This is a genomic window from Halobacterium sp. CBA1132 (assembly GCF_001485535.1).
Classification (GTDB): Archaea; Halobacteriota; Halobacteria; order Halobacteriales; family Halobacteriaceae; genus Halobacterium.
The window spans coordinates 1,750,117-1,770,441 of sequence record NZ_BCMZ01000001.1; the positions used below are offsets into that span (position 1 = coordinate 1,750,117).

Consider the following 20,325-nt stretch of genomic DNA (forward strand, 5'->3'; position numbering starts at 1 on the left):
CCATGAGCACTGACAGCAACGACGACACTGGAGCGCACTGTTCGACGCCCGACTCCGACGGCGAAGTAGCGGAGGACATCGCCATCGTGGCGTTCGAGCGCAAGATGAGCACCGCCGAGGACATCGTGGCGGGCATCGGCGACCGCTACGACTCCATCGAGATTCTGGAGTACCACGGCGACGTCTTCGAGGAGTACTGGGGCGAGTACGACTGCTTCGTCGGCCTGATGGCTTCCGGCATCGCGATGCGAAAGACCGCGGGGCTGCTCGACGACAAGTGGGACGACCCCGCGGTCGTCGTGGTCGACGAGGAACTGACGTGGGCGATTCCGCTCACGGGCGGCCACCACGGCGCGAATCAGGTCGCCGACGACCTCGCGTCGATGGGCGCCGTCCCGGCGATGACCACGGCCAGCGAGGCCGCGGGCAAGCAGGGCGTCGAGGAGCGCGCGAAGGCCCTCGACGCGCACGTCGTGAACGGCGACTCCACGGTCGCGACGAACCTCGCCGTTCTCGACGAGAACCTCGGCCCGGTCGCGCGCCTCGACGGTCCCGCGGCCGTCCTCGCTGACGACGACGTGACCGTGTTGCAGCGCAACGGCGACGACGGCGTCGTCCTCGGCACGGGCAGCGTCTCCGGCGCGGCCAAAGACCAGTTCCTCGACGCGTGGGAGGCGAGCCTCGAACCCACGGACTACGACCTCGACGACGTGGAGTTCGTCGCGACGGGCACCCGGAAGGAAGAGGAAAACGGGCTGCTCGCCGCCGCCGAGGAACTCGATTTGGGCGTCGTCTCCTTCGAGAAGGAGACCCTCGAAGACCACGAGGGCCCGACGCCCTCCCGGTCGAAGGAACTCATCGGCTGGCCCGGCATCGCGGAGGCGTCGGCCATCGCGGGCGGCCGCGAGCACGACCTGCTCGTCGAGAAGGAGCGCTACGACGAAGCGGTCACGGTGGCGGTGGGACGATGAGCGCTGATACATCTACTGACAGCGACGCCGCCACCGCCACGGACACCAGCGACTACGGCACGCTGTACGTCGTCGGCATCGGCCCGGGCCTCCCGGGCGGGATGACCCAGCGCGCGAAAGACGTGGTGCGGACGGCGGACTGCGTGGTCGCGTCGAACCTCTATCAGGAGTTCCTGCGGCGCGACGGCACGCTGCCGCCGGAGGACTCCGGCGAGCGTCCCGACCAGGAAATCGTGCGGTCGACGATGGGCCGGCAGGTCGAACTCGCGCGCGAGGCGTTCGAGCGCGTCCGCGACGGCGAGGACGTCGCGCACGTCTCCGGCGGCGACCCGAACGTCTACGGGAAGTCCGACTTGGTCTACCTGATGGCCGAGGAGGACGAAGCCTACGACGTCCCCATCGAAATCGTGCCGGGCGTGACGGCGGCGCTGGGCGGCGCGGCGAACCTCGGCGCGCCGCTGTCGAACGACTTCTGCACCATCTCCCTCTCGGAGAAGTGGCGCGGCTGGGAGGAAATCGAGGAGAAGCTCCGGGCGGCCGCCATCAGCGGGTTCGTCGTCGTCCTCTACAACTGCTGGCGGGACTACGAGCGCGCCGTGGGCGTGCTCCGCGAGGAGCGCGCGGACGACGTGCCCGTCGCCATCATCAACGACGCGGGACGCGGCGACGCCGGCCGGAACGCGGACGGCGAGACACACACCGTGACGACGCTCGGGGAGGTCACTGACCACGACGAGAAGGTCGGCGGCATGGGCACCTCGATTCTCGTCGGGAACCACGAGACGGAGGTATGGACCAACGACCACCGCGAACACCTCGTCACCCCGCGCGGCGGGCGTGACGTGGAGGACTTCTGATGAGCACTGACGACACCACCACCGAGACGGACGCATCGAGCAGCAACTGCGGCGCCACCTCGACGGAGGCGTCGACGAGCGAGTCGAAGTGCGGCGCGTCCTCGACGGACGACGCCAGTTCGTCGAGCTGTGGCGCGTCCTCGAAGTCGGAAGGTTCGTCGAGTTCCTCGAAGTGCGGCGCGTCGGACTCGACGGAGGAGAAGGTCGGCTCGACTGCCGACGACTTCGACGCCGACCCCGGAGCGCTGACCGCTGTGGGTCTCGGTCCCGGCCAGCCCGAGGGAATGACCGAGCGCGCGAAGGCCGCGCTCGCGGACGCCGAACACATCGTCGGGTACACGACGTACATCGACCTCATCCCGGACGACATCACCGACGACGCCGAGGACATCTACGACACGCCGATGTGCGGCGAGGTCTCCCGCACGGAGGAGGCCATCGACCGCGCGCTCGCGGGCAACGACGTCGCCATCGTCGGGAGCGGCGACCCGAACGTCTACGCGCTGGCGGGGCTCGCGCTCGAAATCGTGGAGTCGAAGGGTGCGACCGCCTCCGCACTCGACTTCGAGGTCGTGCCGGGCGTCCCCGCGGCGCAGTCCTGCGGGGCGCGGCTGGGCGCGCCGCTCGTCAACGACTCCGTCAGCGTCTCGCTGTCGGACCACCTCACGCCGATGCCGGAAATCGAGTCGCGACTGCACGCCGTCGCCGGTGAGGGGTTCACCATCTCCATCTACAATCCGTGGAGCCGGAAGCGCCGCGAGAACTTCCAGAAGGCCTGCGAGATTCTGCTCGCGCACCGCGACGAGGACACGCCCGTCGGCATCGTCCACGGCGCGGGCCGCGAGGACGAGGAAGTCGAACTCACGACGCTGGGGGAACTGGAGTCGTACGGCGAGACCGACCTCGTGGACATGACGACGACTGTCGTCGTCGGCAACGAGGACACGTACGTCTTCGACGACCGGATGGTCACCCCGCGCGGCTACGAGACGAAGTACGACTACTGATGTACCGCGTTACTATCGACCGCGAGGCCTGCGACGGCGTGTTCGCGTGCCTGACGCGGGACCCACGGTTCGTCGAGGACGACGACGGTATCGCCACGCTCGACCCGAGCGCGGACCCGGCGCCCCCGGAGGACAGCGACGACGGCGCTATCGAGCAGACGAACGAGACCGTCGTCGGAACGTTCGACGACGAGCGCGTCGCGGACGCCGAGGACGCCGCGGCGGCGTGCCCGTTCGACGCCATCACCGTCGAGGAGGTGGACGGATGAGCGCCGACACCCTGGTCGACGCGCCGGCGTCCGCGCTCGCCGCGCACCCGGAAACCGCGTACTTCTGGGGGCACGTCGCGGGCGCGGGTCGGCTCACCGACTCCTGTGTGACCGTCGAGACGAGCGACGAGGACGCCGCGGACAAACTCGCAGCCATCGCCGGCGGCGAGCGCACCGGCCACCGCGTCGAGGAACGCGAGTACGCCCACGACACGTCGGTGACGCGCCGCGAGGACGAGTACACGGTGCAGGTGTTCGGCGGCCTCGCGGCCCGCGCGGCGGCCGCGTTCGGCCTGCCGCTGGACGGCGACGCGGGCGGCTACCGGCTGGACGCGTTCCGCGACCACCCCCGCCACCTGCTGCGCGGCCTCGTCGAGTCCTGCGGCACCGTCTGTTTCAAGTCCTCGTCGGGGACCGTCGGCCTCTCGTTCGTCCACGAGGACCGCGCGCTCCTCGACGCGATTCGGTCGCTGCTCGACGACGCGCCCGTCGACGCGCCCTACGGCGAGGTCTCGGAGGCGTCGTCGGGGTACTACTTCAGCGTCGAGGACGACGCCGTGCCGGAACTCGGCGCGTGGCTGTACGAGGACAGCGAGGCATCGGGGCTGTTCGCGCCGTCGCGCCGCCGGAAGCTCCGCCGGAGCCTCGAACAGTCGGAGGGCGTGGAGTCCGTACCGGGTGGTGAGCCGTGAGTCGCACCGACAGCCCCACAGGGAGCCTGAACGACGAAGCCGTGCTGCTAGTCGGCCACGGTTCTCGGCGCGAGGAGTCCAACGAACAGGTGCGGACGCTCGCCGCCGACCTCGAAAGTCGACTCGGCGTCCCCGTGGACGCGGGCTTCCTCGAACTCGCGGAGCCCTCCATCGGGGACGCCATCGACGCGCTCGCGCCCGCCGTCTCGAGCATCTCGGTGGTCCACCTATCGCTGTTCGCCGCCAGCCACGTCAAGACCGACGTGCCAGCGGCGCTCCGGCAGGCGCGCGCCGACCACCCGGACATCGACTTCGACAACGGCTCGCATCTCGGCGTCCACCCCGCCATCGTCGACCTACTGGACGACCGCGCGGCGAGCGTGGAAGCCGATCTCGGCGTCGACCGAACCGACGACGACGTGGCCGTCGTGCTGTGCGCTCGGGGGTCCAGCGACCCGGACGCGAACGCTGACGTCCACAAGCTCGCGCGCCTGCTCCACGAGGGTCGCGAGTTCTCCCGCGTGGAGCCGACGTTCATCGGCGTGACCGAACCCACACTGGGCGACACGCTCCACGACGTCGCCAAACACCGCCCGGACGCCGTAGTCGTCCTGCCGTACATGCTCGGCGACGGCGTGCTCACGGGCCGCATTCGGGACGGCGCCGACGACTTCGACGCCGAGTACCCGTACGTGGAGGCGGCCTGCGGCGACCCGCTGGGCACGGACTCGCGACTATTGGACGTGCTCGCGGACCGCTGGCAGGAGGCGCGCACGGGCAGCGTGGAGATGTCCTGTGACACCTGCAAGTACAAGGTCGAACTCGACGGCTACGAGGAGGACGTCGGGGGCGCGAAGGCGATGCTGCGCGCGCTCGACCACCGCGAGACCCACGCCGACCGCGAGAACGTCGCCGACGACCCCCATGCCCACGACGCCCCCGACAAACACGTCGCCGTCTGCACGAATCAGACGTGCGCTGCCGACGGCGCGCCCGCGGTGCTCGAACGCCTCCGGCAGGCCGCGCGGGACGCCGACGACGGAAGCGTGCGCGTCACGCGCTCGTCGTGTCTCGGCCAGTGCGGCGACGGCCCGAACGTCGCCGTCTACCCGGACGGCGTCTGGTACCAGCGCGTCGCTCCCGACGACGCCGACCGCATCGTCTCCTCGCACCTCGACGCGGACCGCATCGTCGCCGACCTCGACGCCCAACTGCTATGACCTGCCACGAACTCGAAGCCCTACGACTCGGATTGATGAACGTCCTCGGCACCGACGACCGGAGCGCCCGCGAGCACGCCGAGAAGGAACTGGAAGGACACCTCGACGGCCCCATCGAGGGGCTGGCGAACGCGGAGTCGCTGTCCGCGCTCCAACGCCACCTCGACGCCGCGCTCGTGGACCTCGAAGAACAGGTCGCCGCGACCGACGACAGCGACCCCGAGTACGACTACCTCCGCGGCCGCCTCGTCGCGGTGCGGGACGCCGAGCGGTCGCTGGCGCGCGTGGCGAATCACGGCGACTCGCTGCTCGCGGACCTCGGCGAGACCCACCACTCGCTGCACGACGCGTTCCCCGGCGACGAGTAGCGGGACCCTCTCTTTTCGCGGTCGTCGCTACGTAGGACGAGCACGCCTGATACTGGTGCGCTCGAATCGGTGAGTAGGTCTGCGCACCGAGCGATGGAAACTCAATCAGTCCTATCCCGTGACTGGAGTCTTTCGCTGCTCGTCGGTTGCGATGAGGAGAGCAGAAACAACGAAGATAGCGATAACGGGGAAGATGTACACCCAGAGGGCAGCCTGCAAGAACCCCATCAGGAGCAGGGCGCAGGCCCCACCGACCGCAATCAGTTCCCGCTGATAGAATACCCCGGCCGTTCCTACGACTGCCAGTCCGCCGAGAACCACGAACAACGCCAGTCGGGTCCACGTGAAGCCCGGCTGGCCCAAATAGTAGCTTAACACACCAAGAAACGCCACCGTACACACGACAGACAGCCCACGGGCGATAGAAACTCTCGTGTCTGTCATCATATATTAGATTTCAGGAGCCTGCCACGTAAGTCTTCCCGCTGAACGTGACGGCTGTTTCGGACGATACGCTCAACGAAGAGAACGCATCGACGACTGCTCAGGCGACCAGTTGGACGGCGAACGCGAGCACGACGACGCTCGCGGTGAGTTCGACGGCGGCGTGGGCGTGCCGGCCGCGCTGGCGCGCCGCCGTGAACGCGCTCCCCAGTCCGGTGCCGACGACGACCATCGTGACGGTGAGCGCGACCGCGTAGACGCCGACGCTGGCGGCGGTCGCGGAGAGGCCCGCGGTCGGGAGGACCGCGGAGACGAGCGCGAGCATGCTCACGGGCGGCGAGAGGGCGAACAGCGACCCGACGACGCCCGTGCGGAGGTAGTCCGCTCGCGTCTCGTGGCTGTGGCTGTGGAGGTGGACGTGCAGCCGGGAGAGCAGTCGGCCGACGAGGTTCGACGCGTCCTCGGGGGTCGGGCGCGCGGACCGCCCGCGGAGCCGGCGCACACCCGTCACCGCGAGCAGGGCAGCGACGGCGACGAGAATCCCCGCGGCGACGAGGTGGCCGAACTCGTCGACGACCGCGGGCACCGCGCTCGCGGCGGTGCCGAGCAGCGTGAGGCCGGCGACCCACGCGACCACGACCAGAACGTGCCCGACGGCGAAGCTCCCGCCGACGAACGCGGCGTGCGTCCAGCGGTCCGCGTCGCTCGTGAGCGCGGAGATGCCGGCGGCGTGGTCGGGTTCCAGCGCGTGCGTGACGCCCAGCACCGCGGCCGCACCGAGGACACCGAGGCCAGCGCCGAGTCCGCTCATCGGCCGTCACCCCGCGCGGCGGAGACCGCGCCGTCGATTCGCTCGGGCGTCAGCGCGTCCAGCGGAACGCGCTCGCCCTCAGACGCTCGCACCACGTCGCCGACGAGGCTCGCGCGGTCGCCGTCCCCGGCGTCCACGACGAGCACTTCCGCGCCGCGGTCGGCGAGCGCGCTCGCGGCCTCGCGCGTGTCACTGGTCGGGGCGTCTGTCCCGGCGTTCGCGCGGCCATCCGTGACGACCACGACGACGGCGGCGTCCGGGTCCGCGCGCGCCAGCACGTCGTCAGCGGCGCGCAGGCCCGCAGGCAGCGGCGTACGGTCGCCCGTCGGCAGCGACTTGAGGTGTCGGGCAGCGAGCGTCACACTGTCCGTCGGCGGCAACACCACGTTAGCGTCCTCTCCCGCGAACGTCACGACCGCTACCTCGTCGCGGCGCTCGTAGGCGTCCCGCAGCACGTCCAGCGCGACGCCTTTCGCGGCGCGCATCGGTCCGCGCATCGACGCGCTGGCATCCACCGCGAACACCACCAGCGCCGACGCCGACCCAGCGCGCACGGACTGCCGGAGGTCCCGGGATTCGACGGTCTCGCTGCCGCGCGCGGCGGCCGCCCGCACCGACGCCGCGGCGTCCACGCTGTCCGTCGCGGACGCGCGCTCGGTCCGCACGCGCGGCCCGCGACTGTCCGCGCTCGGGGTCGCCGCCGCGCGTCCGCTCCCGGAGTCTCGCTCGGCGTCCGGCGTCTCCGTCTCGGGCGCGCGCCCAGCACCGGGTTCGACCGTCTCGGCGCGCGACTGGCCCGGGACGAGCGGCGCAGCCGCCTCGTCGTCGCCGTCCGATTCTGCGTCGTTCTCTCGGTCGTCACCCGACTCGTCCTCACTTCCAGAGTCGCTGTTGGACGCGTGCGCGCCCTCCGGGACGCCGCCAGCTCTCTCGTCGTCGTCCGCTTCGCCACCAGATTCGGGTTCGCGTTCGTGCTCGGAGTCCGAGTCGGAGTCGTCCGCTTCGTCACTGGACTCGGCGTCCGGGTCGTCACTCGCGTCTCCGTTCGTCTCGCCGTCAGTCGGTTCGTCCTCACTCCCGGATTCGTCCTCGAAGTGGTCGTCCACCACGTCCTCGGGGTCGGGCGCGTCCTCGAACGGCCGCGACTGGAGGCGGTGGGGGAGCGCGAACTCGGCGGCGCGCTGCACGTCTGCCTCCGTGACCGTCGGCCGGCCGTCGAGGGCGGCGAGCGTACGCGCGGCGCGGGCCGTCGCGACGTCCGCGCGGTGGCCGTCGACGCCCGCGTCCCGGCAGAGTTCGGTGATGTCGCGGACCAGCGACTCGGGCAGGTCGACGTCGGAGAGGCGCTCGCGCGCGTCGAGCAGGCGTTCGCGGACGCGCTCGGTCGCCTCGGCGTAGTCGCCGTCGAAGCCGTCGAGCGCGCGCGAGACGATTTCGGCGCGCTCGTCGAGGTCGTCGCTGCCCGCGACGTCGACGTGGAGCGCGAAGCGGTCGCGGAACTGCGGGCGGAGGTCGCCCTCCTCGGGGTTCATCGTGCCGACGAGGGTGAATTGGGCGGGGTGGGTGACGCTGACGCCGTCGCGTTCGACGCGATTGACCCCGGAGGCCGCGGCGTCGAGGAGGACGTCGACGAGGTGGTCGTCGAGGAGGTTCACTTCGTCGACGTAGAGGAACCCGCGGTTCGCTCGCGCGAGTAAACCAGGGTTGAACTCGGCGTCACCGTCGAGAGCGTCCGGCACGGAGAGCGACCCGACGACGCGGTCACGGGACGCGCCCAGCGGGAGCGTGACGAACGGGACCGGCCGGGACTCGACTGGCGGGTCGTCGCGTTCGCGGCAGTCCGCGCACTGGTGGTCGGGGTCGTCGGGGGGACAGCCGTACGGACAGTCGGCGACGGCGCGCTGGTCGGGGAGTAGGTCGGCGAGCGCGCGTGCGGTCGTGGACTTGGCGGTGCCCTTCTCGCCGGTCGCGAGGAGACCGTCGAGGGAGTCGTTGGCGGCGACCGCGAGGAGCGCGTCCTTGAGGTCGCGCTGGCCGACGACCGCGGGGAACGGCGCCGCGGCGCGTCGCCCGGGCGACACCTTTTTGCCGCTTCCTAATTCAACCATAGTTGTAATACTGCAATGTGGGTTTAACACACTTATGCCTCAAATTGCACTCTACACCGCGACCGAGAACGAGCTCGGCTCGATTCAGGCGGCCGCCGAGCGCGTCGAGGCCGACGTCCTCGCGCGCTCGGAGAGCGACCTCGACGACGACACCGACGTCGAGGCGTTCGTCGACGCCGCCAGCGACGCCGACGCCGCCGTGTTCTGGCTGCACGGCGCCGAGGACAGCATGCCCGGCTACGACCGCGCAATCGACCGCCTCCGGGAGGCGGGTGTCCCGCTGGTCGTCAAGTCCACGGGCGACGCTTACGCCGTCGAAGACACCACTGTCGCCGCCGAGGACCGCGACACCGTCTACGAGTACCTCGACCGCGGCGGCACCGCGAACGTCGCGAACTGCCTGCGCTTCCTCGTCGACCGCTACTCCCCCGCCGAGCGCGCGTACGACGACCCCGTCGCGCTCCCCACGGAGGGCGTCTACCACCCCGACCACCCGGGCGCCGAGTACGACGAACTCCGCGCGACCTTCGACCCGGACGCACCCACCGTGGCGGTCTGGTTCTACGAGTCCCACTGGACCCACGAGAACACGCGCTACGTCGACAGCATCGTGCGCGCGCTGGAAGAACAGGGCGCAAACGCCCTCCCGATTTTCTGTAATCCAGCCACGGACACCGACGAACAAGAAGACGCCGAGTGGGTGACCGACACGTGGCTCTTAGAAGACGGCGAGCCAGTCGTCGACGCCGTGCTCTCCTCGTTCATGTTCTCGCTGTCGATGGACGAGCGCGGCCGCTCGGCCTCCGACGAAGGCGATTCGGCCGAGGACGTCTTCCTCGACCGCCTCGGCGTGCCCGTCCTCCAGACGGTAACGACGATGCGCTCGCGTTCCCGCTACGACTCCGCGGACACGGGCGTGATGGGATTCGAACTCGCGCTCTCGGTCGCACTCCCGGAGTTCGACGGCAACGTCATCACGCACCCGATTTCGGGGAAAGAGCGCACCGACGACGACGCGGGCATCGGCACCGCGCCGAAGCAGCACTTCCCCATCGAGGACCGCGTCGACCACGCCGCCGGCCTCGCGGTGAACTGGGCGCGCCTGCGCCACCTCGACAACGACGAGAAGCAGGTCGCCGTCGTGCTCCACAACTACCCGCCCAGCGACGACGGCATCGGCACCGCGTTCGGCCTCGACACGCCCGAGAGCACGGTGAATCTGCTCGACGAACTGGACGCACGCGGGTACAATCTCGGTAGCGAGGCGCGAAGCGCCTCGGCACAGTCGAGCGGGGAGCGGAGCGACCCGCGAGACGGCCAGACGCCCCCCGAGGGACAGGCCCTCATCGAGCGACTGACGAGCCAGCTCACGCTGGACGACCGCTGGGTCGCGCCCGAGGACGTCCGCGCGAGCGAAGCGAGCGTGGGCTCGTCAGACGCGTCTGGCGGTGTGCGCGAACACAGCGTCGACGTGGTGTCGCCCGAGGAGTACGCAGACTGGTGGGCGGACGCCGACTCCGAGTTCCGCGAGAACGTGGTCGAAGAGTGGGGCGACCCACCCGAGCGTCCGTTCGCGATTCCGGGCGTGGAGTTCGGGAACGTGCTCGTGACCGTCCAGCCGCCGCGCGGGTTCGGGATGGACCCGGAGAAGGTCTACCACGACAGCGACCTCCAGCCGCCACACGACTACTACGCGTTCTACGCGTGGCTCCGAAACGACTTCGACGCGGACGCCGTCGTCCACCTCGGCACGCACGGCAGTCTGGAGTGGCTGCCCGGGAAGACCGTCGGCCTCGACTCAGCGAGCGCGCCGGACGCGCTGCTCGGCGACCTGCCGAACGTCTACCCGTACATCGTCAACAACCCCGGCGAGGGCACGCAGGCCAAGCGCCGGTCGTACGCCGCGGTCGTGGACTACCTCACGCCCGTGATGAGCAACGCCGGCGCGTACGACAACCTCGCGGAACTCGAAGAACTCGCCTCGCGCTACCGGGAGGCCGGAACGGGAGTCGGCGCGGACTCCGAGGACCACCTCGCGGACCGCATCCGCGAGCACGTCGACGACCTCGACCTCGCGGTCGAACTCGGCATCGAGGGCGAGATTTCGGAGAAAGCGGACGTTCGCGGTCCCGACGAAGCAGGCACGTCGCTGGCAGAAGGTAGCGTATCGGGCGACGACGTGGACATCGAGGAACTGGTCGAGCGTGTCCACGAGTACGTGACGGACGTGAAGACCACGCAGATTCGGCTGGGACTCCACACGATGGGCGAACCGCCGGAAGGCGACCGCCTCGTGGAGTACCTCGTCGCGCTCACGCGCCTCGAAAACCCAGGCGCGCCGTCGCTGCGCGAGTCGGTCGCGGGCGTCCTCGGCGTGGACTACCAGACGATGCTGGACTCCCCGGGCGCGTACAGCGAGGAACTGGGGATGACGTACGCCGAGGCCGCCGACGAGGTGTACGAAACGAGCGTCGACCTCGTGGAGACGCTCGCGGCGGAGGGCTTCGACGTGCCCGCGTCGAACGTCGAGAGCGACAGCGAGGTGAACATGAACCTCCTCGTGGTCGACATCGACACGCTCGGGGACGCGCGGGCGAAGTCGGGCGCGCACGACGACCTGCGCGACGTGCTGGCGTTCATCTGCGAGGAGGCGGCGCCGCGCGTGTTCGGCGCGGAAACCGAGATTCCCCAGACGGCGGACGCACTGAACGGCGAGTACGTCGAACCGGGCGGGAGCGGCGCGCCCACTCGGGGCGGCGTCGACCTGCTGCCGACGGGCCGGAACTTCTACACGCTGGACCCGCGGAAGGTGCCCGCCAAGCCCGCGTGGGACGTCGGGCGTGAAGTCGCCGAGGGCGTCGCGGAGCGGCACTACACGGAGGAGGGCGAGTACCCCGAGGAAATCGGCGTGGTCGCGTGGGGGACACCCACGGTTCGCACGCGCGGCGAGACCATCGCGCAGGTGCTCGGGCTGATGGGCGTGCGCCCGGTGTGGACGGACGCCGGGCGCGTCGACGACGTGGAGCCGATTCCGCTGGACGAACTCGGGCGGCCGAGAATCGACGTGACGACGCGCGTCTCCGGATTGTTCCGTGACGCGTTCCCGCAGGCGGCGGGCGTGATTCACGACGCCGTGGACGCCGTCGTCGCACTCGACGAGCCACACGACCGGAACTACGTGAAGAAGCACGTCGAGGAGGACGCCGAGCAGTTGGCCGAGGAGGGCGTCGACGACCCCGAGTCCGCCGCGAAGCACCGCGTGTTCACGACGCGTCCGGGCGGCTACGGCGCGGGCACGAACAAGGCCGTCGACGAGGGCGAGTGGGAGGACCGCTCGGACCTCGCGGACGTCTACGTCCAGTGGGGCGGCTACGCGATGGGGTCCCGGGGGAAGGTCTCGGAGGCCCACGACGCGTTCGAGCGCCGCCTCGGGAACGTCGAGGCGACCGTGAAAATCGAGGACACCGCCGAGCAGGACGAGTTCGACTCCTCGGACTGGTACGCGTTCCACGGCGGCTTCATCACCGCCGTCGCGGAGGAGTCCGGCGAGGAGCCGGCGTCGTACGTCGGGGACTCCAGCGACCCGGACAACGTGGACGTGTACACGAACGAGCAGAAGGTGCGGAAGGCGATGCGGGCGCGGGTCCTCAACCCCGAGTGGCTCGAATCGATGGAGGAGCACGGCTACAAGGGCGCCGGCGACCTGTCCTCGACGGTCGACGTGACGCTCGGGTGGGACGCCACCACCGGCATCGTCTCGGACCACCTCTGGAGCGAGGTCGCCGAGAAGTACGCCTTCGACGAGGACCGCCAAGAGTGGCTGCGGGACGTGAACCCGTGGGCGCTGGACTCCATCACGGACACCCTTCTGGAGGCCATCGAGCGCGGCCTCTGGGACGCCGACGACGACACCGAAGAACGGCTGCGAGACCTGAATCTGCAGGTGGAGGGCGACCTCGAAGCGCGCTCGTCGCGTGAATCGACTGCTGACCCAACGGAGGTGCCCTCGGATGACGACTGACGGTAATTTCGAGTCGTACGCCGACCTCGGGGCGACCACCGAGAACGCGATGGACATCGCGGAGACGAGCATGGACCGCGTGCGCGAACTCGTGCCCGACGAGACGCTCGCGGACCGCGTGCGACAGAAGTCCGTGCACGCGACCGGCGACCCCGAGTTCCAGCACCTCGTCCGGTTCACGGGCGGCGACGACAGCGAACCGGTCAGGGAGGGCGCTCGCGCGGTACTCGACGAGACGCCAATCGTGACGGACATCACGATGGTGAAGGCGGGCGTGACGGGCCGCGGTCACGACTGCGAGGTGCGGAAGGCCATCGGGAACGGCGCCGAGTTGGCGGCCGAGACGGGGATGACGCGGACCGCCGCGTCGGTCCTCGAACTGGACAAGGAGGGTGTCTACGACGGCGCTATCGCGGTCGTCGGGAACGCGCCGACAGCGGCGCTCGCGCTCGCGGACTGCATCGAGGACGGTACCCGGCCCGCGGTCGTCGTCGCGACGCCCGTCGGCTTCGTGAAGGCCGCCGAGAGCCGGCAGCGCCTCCGCGAGGCCGCCGCCGCGAACGGCGTCCCCGCGATTACGAACGTCGGGCGACGCGGCGGCAGCGGTCTCGCAGCGGGCCTCACGAACGAACTGGTTCACGTCGCCAGCGACGCCCGTGACGGCGACGTCGACTTGGAGCCGTGAGCGACGACTACGACCTCGATTCGGGGCCGGACCCGGCGGCGTTCGCGGCCAGCGGTCCCGAAGCAGCGGCGGACGGTCAGCGAGTCGTCCACGCGGTCGGCGTCGGCCCCGGGAACCCGGAGTTCCTGACGCCGCGCGGCGAGCGCGCGATACGCGAGGCGGGCGTCGTCGTCGGGTTCGAGACGGTCGTGGAGTTCGTCGCTGACCACACGGACGCAGACCTGCTGACGTGTGGCTACCGCGACGAGGGCGAGACGTTGGCGACGTTCGCGGAGCGCGTCGCGGCCGGCGAGCGCGGGACGGCGGTGCTGATGGGCGACCCGAACCACTCGGGCTACCAGTTCCTCGGGAAGGTCGAGCGTGCGGTGGAGCGGCCCGTGCGCGTGATTCCGGGCGTCTCGTCGCTGCAGGTGGCGGCGAGCCGGGCGCGCACGCCGATGGAGGACACCGAGTTCGTCACGCTCCACAAGAGCGGCGACCTGACCGACGACCTCGCGCGGCTCCGCGAATCTGTGGGCGAGCGCCACCTGCTCGTGCTGCCGCGGCCGTTCGACTTGATGCCGGGTGACGTCGCCGCCGACCTGGTGGACGCGGGCGCCGACCCCGAGTTGCCGGCGCTCGTGCTGGAGAAGTTGACTCACGACGACGAGGAGATAACGCGAACGACCCTCGCCGACCTCGCCAACTACGCCGGCGAGGAGACGCCGTTCTCGGACCTCTCGGTGCTGGCGGTCCGCCGACCGTAGCGCGCCGTTCAGAGCGCGCCGGCAATCGCTTCGAGCGCGGCGAGCACCCGCCACGCGTAGTAGCCGACGCCGACCAGTAGCGTGGGGAGCAGGCCGAGCAGCAACTGGTGGACAATCAGCACCGAGTACGCGAACGCGGCCGCGAGGAGGGCGACGAGGGCGACGGTCCACGAGCGGGGGAGCGAGGGGGGCGAGTAGTCGGACACACGCGCAGTTCCCGGAGAAGTGACGTAATAGTTACGCGTAGTCGCAGCGCGCGCGTCGGGTCACGCGAACACCGCGACGCCGACCACGCCCGCGAGCGCGAGCGCCAGCGAGAAGCAGATGAACAGCAGGCGGCGCGGTCCGCCGGCCTCGGTGGGCGGGGACAGTGTCTGGTCGCCGCTGGCCACGACGTCGGGCGTCTCGGAGTTCTCGTTGATGCTGCTGGTGCCGGCGAGCAGCGCGACGGCGGTGAGGCCGCCGAACGCGTAGACGAACGCGGGCATGGTGAGCGGGAGCGACTGCGAGGCCGCGACGGCGTAGCCGAGCGCGGCGACGACGGCGGCCGCGACGCCGCCGTAGAGGGCGGGCGAGACGAGGGGGCGGAGGTCCATATCTCCGGGAAGAAACGTCAACGCAAAAAGAATTGCGTGGGAGGGCGGCTCACTGCGTCCGGCGGGCGGCCCCTACCGGCCGTCGCCGTCGGCGGCGAACGCGGCGGCATCGGCGGTCAGCGACGCTTCGAAGGTGACGCCGTCGTGGCCAGCGAGCACGCGCTGCTGGGCGAGTTGGGCTTCGACGGCGTCCGTGAGCCGCGGGTGGGCGCCGAGCGGGTCAGCGTACGAGAGGCCGCCGCGGTCGAGTTCGAGGCGGTCGGGGATGTCGCGGTCGGTGGCGTCGCCGCCCGCGACGAACAGCGGGACGGCGACGGCGTCGTCGGCGTCGAGGTTGTAGCGCAGGCACTCCGCGGCGGGGTTCTGGACGAGATAGCTGGTGGTGACGTCGTCGTAGTCGCCGTTCGCGCGCAGGCGGGCGGCGTGGTACTCCGCGACCTGTCGGTGGTAGGGCCGAGAGCTGGAGCCGAGCGCGACGAGGCCGAGCGCAGCGGGGGTGCCGTCGGCCGCAGCGGTGGCGCGGTCGCGGAGCGCGTCCGTGACCGCGGGGCTGCGACAGACGGGCTCGCAGTAGTGGACCGCGGCGTCGAGGCGGTCAAGCGCGGCGGGGACGCCGACGGTGGTTTCGCGGCCGTGCGCGGCCGTCATCGGGACGGCGAACGCGCGGTCGGCGTCGACGGCCGCCAGTTGGTCGCGGAGGTCCCGCCGCGGCTCGTGGCGGAAGTGGCAGGCGTGGACCGCGTCCGCGACGCCGCGGTCGCGCAGGCGGCTGGCGTGGGTGGCGAGCGTTTCGCGGGCGTGGGGCGTGTCCCGGCCGAGCAGGACGAGAGCGTCGCGTGTCATGATAGTAAAGTTGGATTGTTCTAATCCAACTCGGGTTGTGTAACGTCGCGTGCGCACTCCCCTAATAGCTTGCGCTGGCCGCGCCGAACGAAGCCACTTCTGACGAACCCGACCGCTGAATTAAAGTCCATTTGTGTTCTCTCCGCGAACGTGACTGACACGCCCGAGACGCTGTTCGCGCTCGTTGCCGGCTCCACGGAGACGGCGGCCATCGACGGCATCAGCGCCGCCGGCGCCGACCCCGCGCTGATGGCGCACACGCCCAGCGCGGACGCCGAAATCATCGCGTACGGCCGCCCCGTGCGCGCCCCCGTCGTCCCCGTCAGCCCCACCGGCTGTCCGACTCCCGCGGTCGTCACGCGCGCCGCACGCGAGCGCGTCGACTTCGAGAGCATCGTCGTCGACGCCGGCCTCGCCGAACCCACGGGCGCGCCCACCGTCGATGTGGGCGCGGCGCGCGGCGGCGACGTGCGCGACCCCGAGCCAGTCCCGGACGCGGGTTCGATTTTCGCTGCCGCGCGCCGGTTCGGCGCCGACCTCCCCGCCGACCGCCTCGTGCTCGCGGAGACGATTCCCGGCGGCACCACCACCGCGATGGGCGTCCTCGCCGCGCTCGGCGAGCGCCGCGCGGTCTCCTCGTCGCTCCCCGAGAACCCCCTCGAACTCAAGCGCGAGGTCGTCGAGGAGGGGTTGGCCACCAGCGGCCTCGACCGCGGCGACCTCGCCGGCCAGCCGACCGCCGCGGTCCGACAGATGGGCGACCCCGTGCTCGCAGCCGTCTCGGGGCTGGCGGTCGGCGCGCTCGAAGCCGACACGGAAGTCGTGCTCGCGGGCGGTACCCAACTCGCTACCGCGGGCGCGCTCGTCCGGCACGCCGGCCTCACGGATGGCCTCGAACTCGCGACCACGTCGTTCGTCGCGGCCGACGACTCCGCGGACGTGCGCGCGCTCGCCGCCGACAACGACCTCGCGCTCACCGTCACCGACCCGGGCTTCGAGCGACGCGACGACCACCCCGCGATGGCGGCGTACCTCGCGGGCGAAGCGAAGGAAGGCGTCGGGATGGGCGGCGCGCTCGCGCTCGCCGACGAAGCCGGCGTCGGGATGGACGCCGTCCGGGAGGCCATCGTGGCCGTCTACGACCGCGTGACCGGGGAGGCAACGCCGTGAGAGGCGTCGTTCTCGGCGGCACGGCGTCGGGCGTCGGGAAGACCGTCGCGACGCTGGCGGTCCTGCGCGCGCTCGAAACCGCCGGCTACGACCCGCAGCCGGCGAAGGCCGGCCCGGACTTCATCGACCCGAGCCACCACGAGCCAATCGCGGGGAAGCCCTCGCGCTCGCTGGACCCGTGGCTCTCGGGCGAGGAGGGCGTGCGCCGGAACTACTACCGCGGCGACGGCGACGTCTGCGTCGTCGAGGGGATGATGGGGCTGTACGACGGCAGCGTCGCCAGCACCGCGCGCGTCGCCGAACTGCTGGACCTCCCGGTCGTGCTCGTGGTGGACGCCAGCGCGGGGATGCAGAGCGTCGGCGCGACGGCGCTGGGCTTCCGCGAATACGCCGCCGAAGCAGGCTTCGACGTGGACGTGGTCGGCGTGCTCGCCCAGCGCGCGCACGGCGGCCGCCACGCCGACGGTATCAGGGACGCACTCCCCGAGGGCGTCGCGTACCTCGGGCGCGTGCCGCCGGACGACCGACTGGAGATTCCCGACCGCCACCTCGGCCTCCACATGGGCGACGAGTCGCCCGTCGACCCCGAGGCCGTCGACGCCGCCGCCGAACACGTCGAGGCCGAACAGATTGCCACGCTCGCACGCGAACCGCCGCGACCCGAGCCCAGCGAGGACCGGCCCGAGACCGAGAAGCGCGTGGCGGTGGCGTCGGACGCGGCGTTCTGCTTCGCGTACCCCGCGACCCGGGAGCGACTCCGCGAGCGCGCGGACGTGGTGCCGTTCTCCCCCGTGGCTGGCGACGCCCTCCCCGACTGCGACGGCGTCTACCTGCCCGGCGGCTACCCGGAACTACACGCCGAGGCTCTCGCCGAGTCTCCTGCGCTCGATTCGCTCTCCGAGCAGGCGGCGGACGGCCTCCCCGTGCTCGGCGAGTGCGGCGGCCTGATGGCGCTCGCGGAGTCGCTGACGACGACCGACGGCGAGACGCACGAGATGGCGGGCGTGCTCCCCGCGAACGTGACGATGCGGGAGCGCTACCAAGCCCTCGACCACGTGGAACTGCGCGCTCGCGGCGACGCACTCACCGCGAGCGCGGGCCAGCGACTGCGCGGTCACGAGTTCCACTACTCCGAAGCAGCGGTCGCGAGCGACGCGCGGTTCGCGTTCGACGTCGAGCGCGGAACCGGCATTACCGACGAACAGGACGGCCTCACCGAACACCGGACGCTGGGCACGTACGCCCACGTCCACGCCGACAGCGGCGCCTTCGACGCGTTCATCCAGAACCTATGACAGACGAACACGGCGACGACGAGCGGGACGACCAGCACGCGCGAACGCCCGGGAAAGGCCGGACGCCGACAGCGCGCGAAATCACGCCGAGCGCGCCCGAGGAGTTCGGGCTCGTCCAATTCTGGTACGGCGACGGGAAGGGCAAGACCACCGCCGCGCTCGGGATGGGGTTCCGGGCGGCCGGCCACGGCCACCGCGTCCACCTCCTCCAGTTCATGAAGGGCGGGACCGCCAGCGTCGAGGACGTGCGCGGCGAGTACAACGCCATCGCCGAGATGCCGGGGTTCACGTACGAGAACTCAGGGCACTACGGCTGGCACGGCTTCCTCGACGGCAGCGACGACGACGAACACGGAGCGCGCGCGCAGGGCGGCCTCGCCCGAGCGCGCGAACTCGTCGACGCCAGCGACACCGACGGCGACCTGCCGCTGGACGGCCCGGCGGACGACGGCGTCCACATGCTGATTCTGGACGAGATTCTGTACGCCGCGAACCGCGGCCTCGTCGACCCCGAGGACATCGTCGCGCTCATCGAGAACAAACCCGAGAACCTCGAACTCGTGCTGACGGGCGGCCACGACGAACCCGCGTACGCGACCGAGCGCGCGGACCTCGTGACCGAAGTCCGCAAACAGACGCACCCAATCGACGCGGGCCAGCGCGCCCGCAAGGGCACCGAGTACTGATGGCCGACGCGCGGACGCTGCTCGTCGCGGGGACGGCCTCCCACGTCGGGAAGAGCACCGTCGCCGCCGGGCTCTGCCGGTACCTCGCCGATGCGGGGGTGTCGGTCGCGCCATTCAAAGCCCAGAACATGAGCAACAACGCCCGCGCCGTCCCGGTAGCCGACGACGCCGCAGATAGCGCGTGGGGCGAAATCGGCGTCTCCCAGTACGTGCAGGCCCGAGCGGCGCGCGTCCCCGCGACCACCGACCACAATCCCGTACTGTTGAAGCCGCGCGGGGACGCCGAGAGCCAACTCGTCCTCGACGGGCAGGCTGTCGGCCACTACGCCGCGGGCGACTACTACGACGACCACTGGGCGGACGCGCGCGAGACCGCCGAAGCCGCCCACGAACGCCTCGCCGCCGCCCACGACGTCGTCGTCGCGGAGGGCGCGGGCAGCATCGCGGAGGTCAACCTCCACGACCGCGACCTCGCCAATATCGAGACCGCTCGACTGGCTGACGCGGACGTCCTCGTCGTCGTGGACATCGAGCGCGGCGGCGCGTTCGCCAGCCTCTACGGCACGCTCGAACTGCTCCCCGAGGACGTCCGCGAGCGCGTCGTCGGCGCCGTCATCACGAAGTTCCGGGGCGACCCGTCGCTGCTCGACGCCGGCATCGAGGAAATCGAGGAGCGCACCGGCGTCCCAATCGCGGGCGTGGTGCCGTACGACGACCCCGGACTTCCGGAGGAGGACAGCCTCTCGCTCCCGGACGAGGACCAGCGCACGGTCTTCGGCGACGACGACGGCGCGACTGAGGACCGAGCGGTCACCGTCGCAGTCCCTCGGCTACCTCGCATCTCGAACTTCACCGACCTCGAACCGCTCGCGCGTGTTCCGGGCGTCCGCGTAGCGTACGTGCCGCCGGGGGCCGGCCTCGACGACGCCGACGCGGTGGTCCTCCCGGGGACGAAGAACACGGTCGACGACCTCCGTGAGTTGCGCGCGGCCGGATTCGGAGAGGCGCTTCGAGCGTTCGATGGCCCCGTCGTGGGGCTCTGCGGCGGCTACCAGTTGCTCGGCGAGCGCGTCGCGAACGCCGGCGTCGAGTCCACCGACGACGTGGACGAATTCCCGGGGTTCGGACTGCTCCCCGTCGAGACCGAGTTTCGGGAGGACAAGCGCGTCGAAGCGGTCACTCGCGAACTGGACGGCTCCGGCCCGCTGGCGGACGCCTCCGGCGAGGTTTCGGGCTACGAGATTCACATGGGTCGGACGAGCGTCCCGAAGTCGCTCGCGAACCCGGTCGGTCCGACGAGCGCCGCGACCGACCGCGCGCTCGGCACGTACCTCCACGGCCTCTTCGAGAACGAGGCGGCGCGCGAGGCGTTCGTGAATGCGGTCTACGCGCACGTTGACCGGGAGCGTCCGAGTGTCGCGACCGACCGCGAGTCGCCCTACGACGCGGCCGCGGCCCTCGTGCGCGAGCACGTCGACCTTGCCGCGCTCGACCTCCCGGCGTAGGCCCACCGACCGATTCAAGTCTACTTGCAGT

At 70.9% G+C, this 20,325-nt stretch carries 20 protein-coding genes; 14 read left to right on the forward strand and 6 right to left on the reverse strand.

Annotated features, from left to right (window positions below):
- The first annotated feature begins 2 nt into the window (after positions 1–2).
- From cbiG to AVZ66_RS09190, 7 genes are read left to right on the forward strand one after another with little or no spacing between them, the layout of a single operon-like run.
- Positions 3–971, forward strand: a complete 969-nt coding sequence (cbiG, locus tag AVZ66_RS09160; RefSeq protein WP_058983775.1) for a cobalt-precorrin 5A hydrolase — start codon at positions 3–5, stop codon at positions 969–971.
- Positions 968–1,828, forward strand: a complete 861-nt coding sequence (locus AVZ66_RS09165; protein WP_058983776.1) for a precorrin-3B C(17)-methyltransferase — start codon at positions 968–970, stop codon at positions 1,826–1,828. Before cbiG ends, AVZ66_RS09165 begins: the two co-directional genes overlap by 4 nt.
- The gene (gene cobJ, locus AVZ66_RS09170; protein ID WP_058983777.1) at positions 1,828–2,835 is read left to right on the forward strand and encodes a precorrin-3B C(17)-methyltransferase; all 1,008 of its coding nucleotides are present in this window, start codon (positions 1,828–1,830) and stop codon (positions 2,833–2,835) included. Before AVZ66_RS09165 ends, cobJ begins: the two co-directional genes overlap by 1 nt.
- A complete protein-coding gene (locus tag AVZ66_RS09175) occupies positions 2,835–3,104 on the forward strand; it encodes a ferredoxin (protein WP_058983778.1) in 270 nt (89 codons plus the stop codon). The genes cobJ and AVZ66_RS09175 overlap by 1 nt, the downstream gene beginning before the upstream one ends.
- Entirely contained in the window at positions 3,101–3,796 is a 696-nt protein-coding gene (locus tag AVZ66_RS09180; RefSeq protein ID WP_058983779.1) for a hypothetical protein, read from the forward strand. Before AVZ66_RS09175 ends, AVZ66_RS09180 begins: the two co-directional genes overlap by 4 nt.
- The gene (locus tag AVZ66_RS09185; protein ID WP_058983780.1) at positions 3,793–5,016 is read left to right on the forward strand and encodes a CbiX/SirB N-terminal domain-containing protein; all 1,224 of its coding nucleotides are present in this window, start codon (positions 3,793–3,795) and stop codon (positions 5,014–5,016) included. Before AVZ66_RS09180 ends, AVZ66_RS09185 begins: the two co-directional genes overlap by 4 nt.
- Complete coding sequence (locus AVZ66_RS09190; protein WP_058983781.1) at positions 5,013–5,384, forward strand: DUF3209 family protein; 372 nt, start codon at positions 5,013–5,015, stop codon at positions 5,382–5,384. The genes AVZ66_RS09185 and AVZ66_RS09190 overlap by 4 nt, the downstream gene beginning before the upstream one ends.
- 111 nt (positions 5,385–5,495) lie before the next feature.
- On the opposite strand, the gene AVZ66_RS09195 is transcribed toward AVZ66_RS09190, so the two are convergent.
- The 3 genes from AVZ66_RS09195 to AVZ66_RS09205 all read right to left on the reverse strand — a co-directional run bounded on the left by AVZ66_RS09195 (position 5,496) and on the right by AVZ66_RS09205 (position 8,747).
- On the reverse strand, positions 5,496–5,831 hold the full coding sequence (locus AVZ66_RS09195; protein ID WP_058983782.1) for a hypothetical protein: 336 nt from the start codon (positions 5,829–5,831) through the stop codon (positions 5,496–5,498).
- Positions 5,832–5,928: 97 nt separating this feature from the next.
- Positions 5,929–6,639: a hypothetical protein gene (locus AVZ66_RS09200; protein WP_058983783.1), complete on the reverse strand. Its 711-nt coding sequence runs from the start codon at positions 6,637–6,639 to the stop codon at positions 5,929–5,931.
- Positions 6,636–8,747 carry a VWA domain-containing protein gene (locus AVZ66_RS09205; RefSeq protein WP_058983784.1) on the reverse strand — a complete coding sequence of 704 codons (2,112 nt, stop codon included), beginning with the start codon at positions 8,745–8,747 and terminating at the stop codon, positions 6,636–6,638. The genes AVZ66_RS09200 and AVZ66_RS09205 overlap by 4 nt, the downstream gene beginning before the upstream one ends.
- A 34-nt stretch (positions 8,748–8,781) precedes the next feature.
- On the opposite strand from AVZ66_RS09205, the gene AVZ66_RS09210 reads away from it, so the two are divergent.
- Genes AVZ66_RS09210 through AVZ66_RS09220 form a run of 3 tightly spaced genes read left to right on the forward strand, consistent with a single transcriptional unit; the run spans position 8,782 to position 14,199 of the window.
- Complete coding sequence (locus AVZ66_RS09210) at positions 8,782–12,768, forward strand: cobaltochelatase subunit CobN (protein ID WP_058983785.1); 3,987 nt, start codon at positions 8,782–8,784, stop codon at positions 12,766–12,768.
- Entirely contained in the window at positions 12,758–13,453 is a 696-nt protein-coding gene (locus tag AVZ66_RS09215; protein WP_058983786.1) for a precorrin-8X methylmutase, read from the forward strand. Before AVZ66_RS09210 ends, AVZ66_RS09215 begins: the two co-directional genes overlap by 11 nt.
- A complete protein-coding gene (locus tag AVZ66_RS09220) occupies positions 13,450–14,199 on the forward strand; it encodes a cobalt-precorrin-7 (C(5))-methyltransferase (protein ID WP_058983787.1) in 750 nt (249 codons plus the stop codon). Before AVZ66_RS09215 ends, AVZ66_RS09220 begins: the two co-directional genes overlap by 4 nt.
- Positions 14,200–14,207: 8 nt before the next feature.
- On the opposite strand, the gene AVZ66_RS09225 is transcribed toward AVZ66_RS09220, so the two are convergent.
- From AVZ66_RS09225 to AVZ66_RS09235, 3 genes are all read right to left on the reverse strand, one after another.
- Positions 14,208–14,405, reverse strand: a complete 198-nt coding sequence (locus AVZ66_RS09225) for a hypothetical protein (RefSeq protein ID WP_058983788.1) — start codon at positions 14,403–14,405, stop codon at positions 14,208–14,210.
- Between the two features lie 60 nt (positions 14,406–14,465).
- A complete protein-coding gene (locus AVZ66_RS09230; RefSeq protein WP_058983789.1) occupies positions 14,466–14,795 on the reverse strand; it encodes a hypothetical protein in 330 nt (109 codons plus the stop codon).
- A gap of 72 nt (positions 14,796–14,867) precedes the next feature.
- Positions 14,868–15,638, reverse strand: a complete 771-nt coding sequence (locus tag AVZ66_RS09235; protein WP_058983790.1) for a sirohydrochlorin chelatase — start codon at positions 15,636–15,638, stop codon at positions 14,868–14,870.
- 150 nt (positions 15,639–15,788) lie between these two features.
- Here AVZ66_RS09235 and AVZ66_RS09240 point away from each other — a divergent pair, with 150 nt between their 5' ends.
- Genes AVZ66_RS09240 through AVZ66_RS09255 form a run of 4 tightly spaced genes read left to right on the forward strand, consistent with a single transcriptional unit; the run spans position 15,789 to position 20,294 of the window.
- Positions 15,789–16,808, forward strand: coding sequence for a nicotinate-nucleotide--dimethylbenzimidazole phosphoribosyltransferase (locus tag AVZ66_RS09240; RefSeq protein WP_058983791.1), 1,020 nt, complete (start codon positions 15,789–15,791; stop codon positions 16,806–16,808).
- Complete coding sequence (locus AVZ66_RS09245) at positions 16,805–18,103, forward strand: cobyrinic acid a,c-diamide synthase (RefSeq protein ID WP_058983792.1); 1,299 nt, start codon at positions 16,805–16,807, stop codon at positions 18,101–18,103. Before AVZ66_RS09240 ends, AVZ66_RS09245 begins: the two co-directional genes overlap by 4 nt.
- Positions 18,100–18,789, forward strand: coding sequence for a cob(I)yrinic acid a,c-diamide adenosyltransferase (locus AVZ66_RS09250; protein WP_082678821.1), 690 nt, complete (start codon positions 18,100–18,102; stop codon positions 18,787–18,789). Before AVZ66_RS09245 ends, AVZ66_RS09250 begins: the two co-directional genes overlap by 4 nt.
- Positions 18,789–20,294, forward strand: a complete 1,506-nt coding sequence (locus tag AVZ66_RS09255) for a cobyric acid synthase (RefSeq protein WP_058983793.1) — start codon at positions 18,789–18,791, stop codon at positions 20,292–20,294. The genes AVZ66_RS09250 and AVZ66_RS09255 overlap by 1 nt, the downstream gene beginning before the upstream one ends.
- The last annotated feature ends 31 nt before the right edge of the window (positions 20,295–20,325 follow it).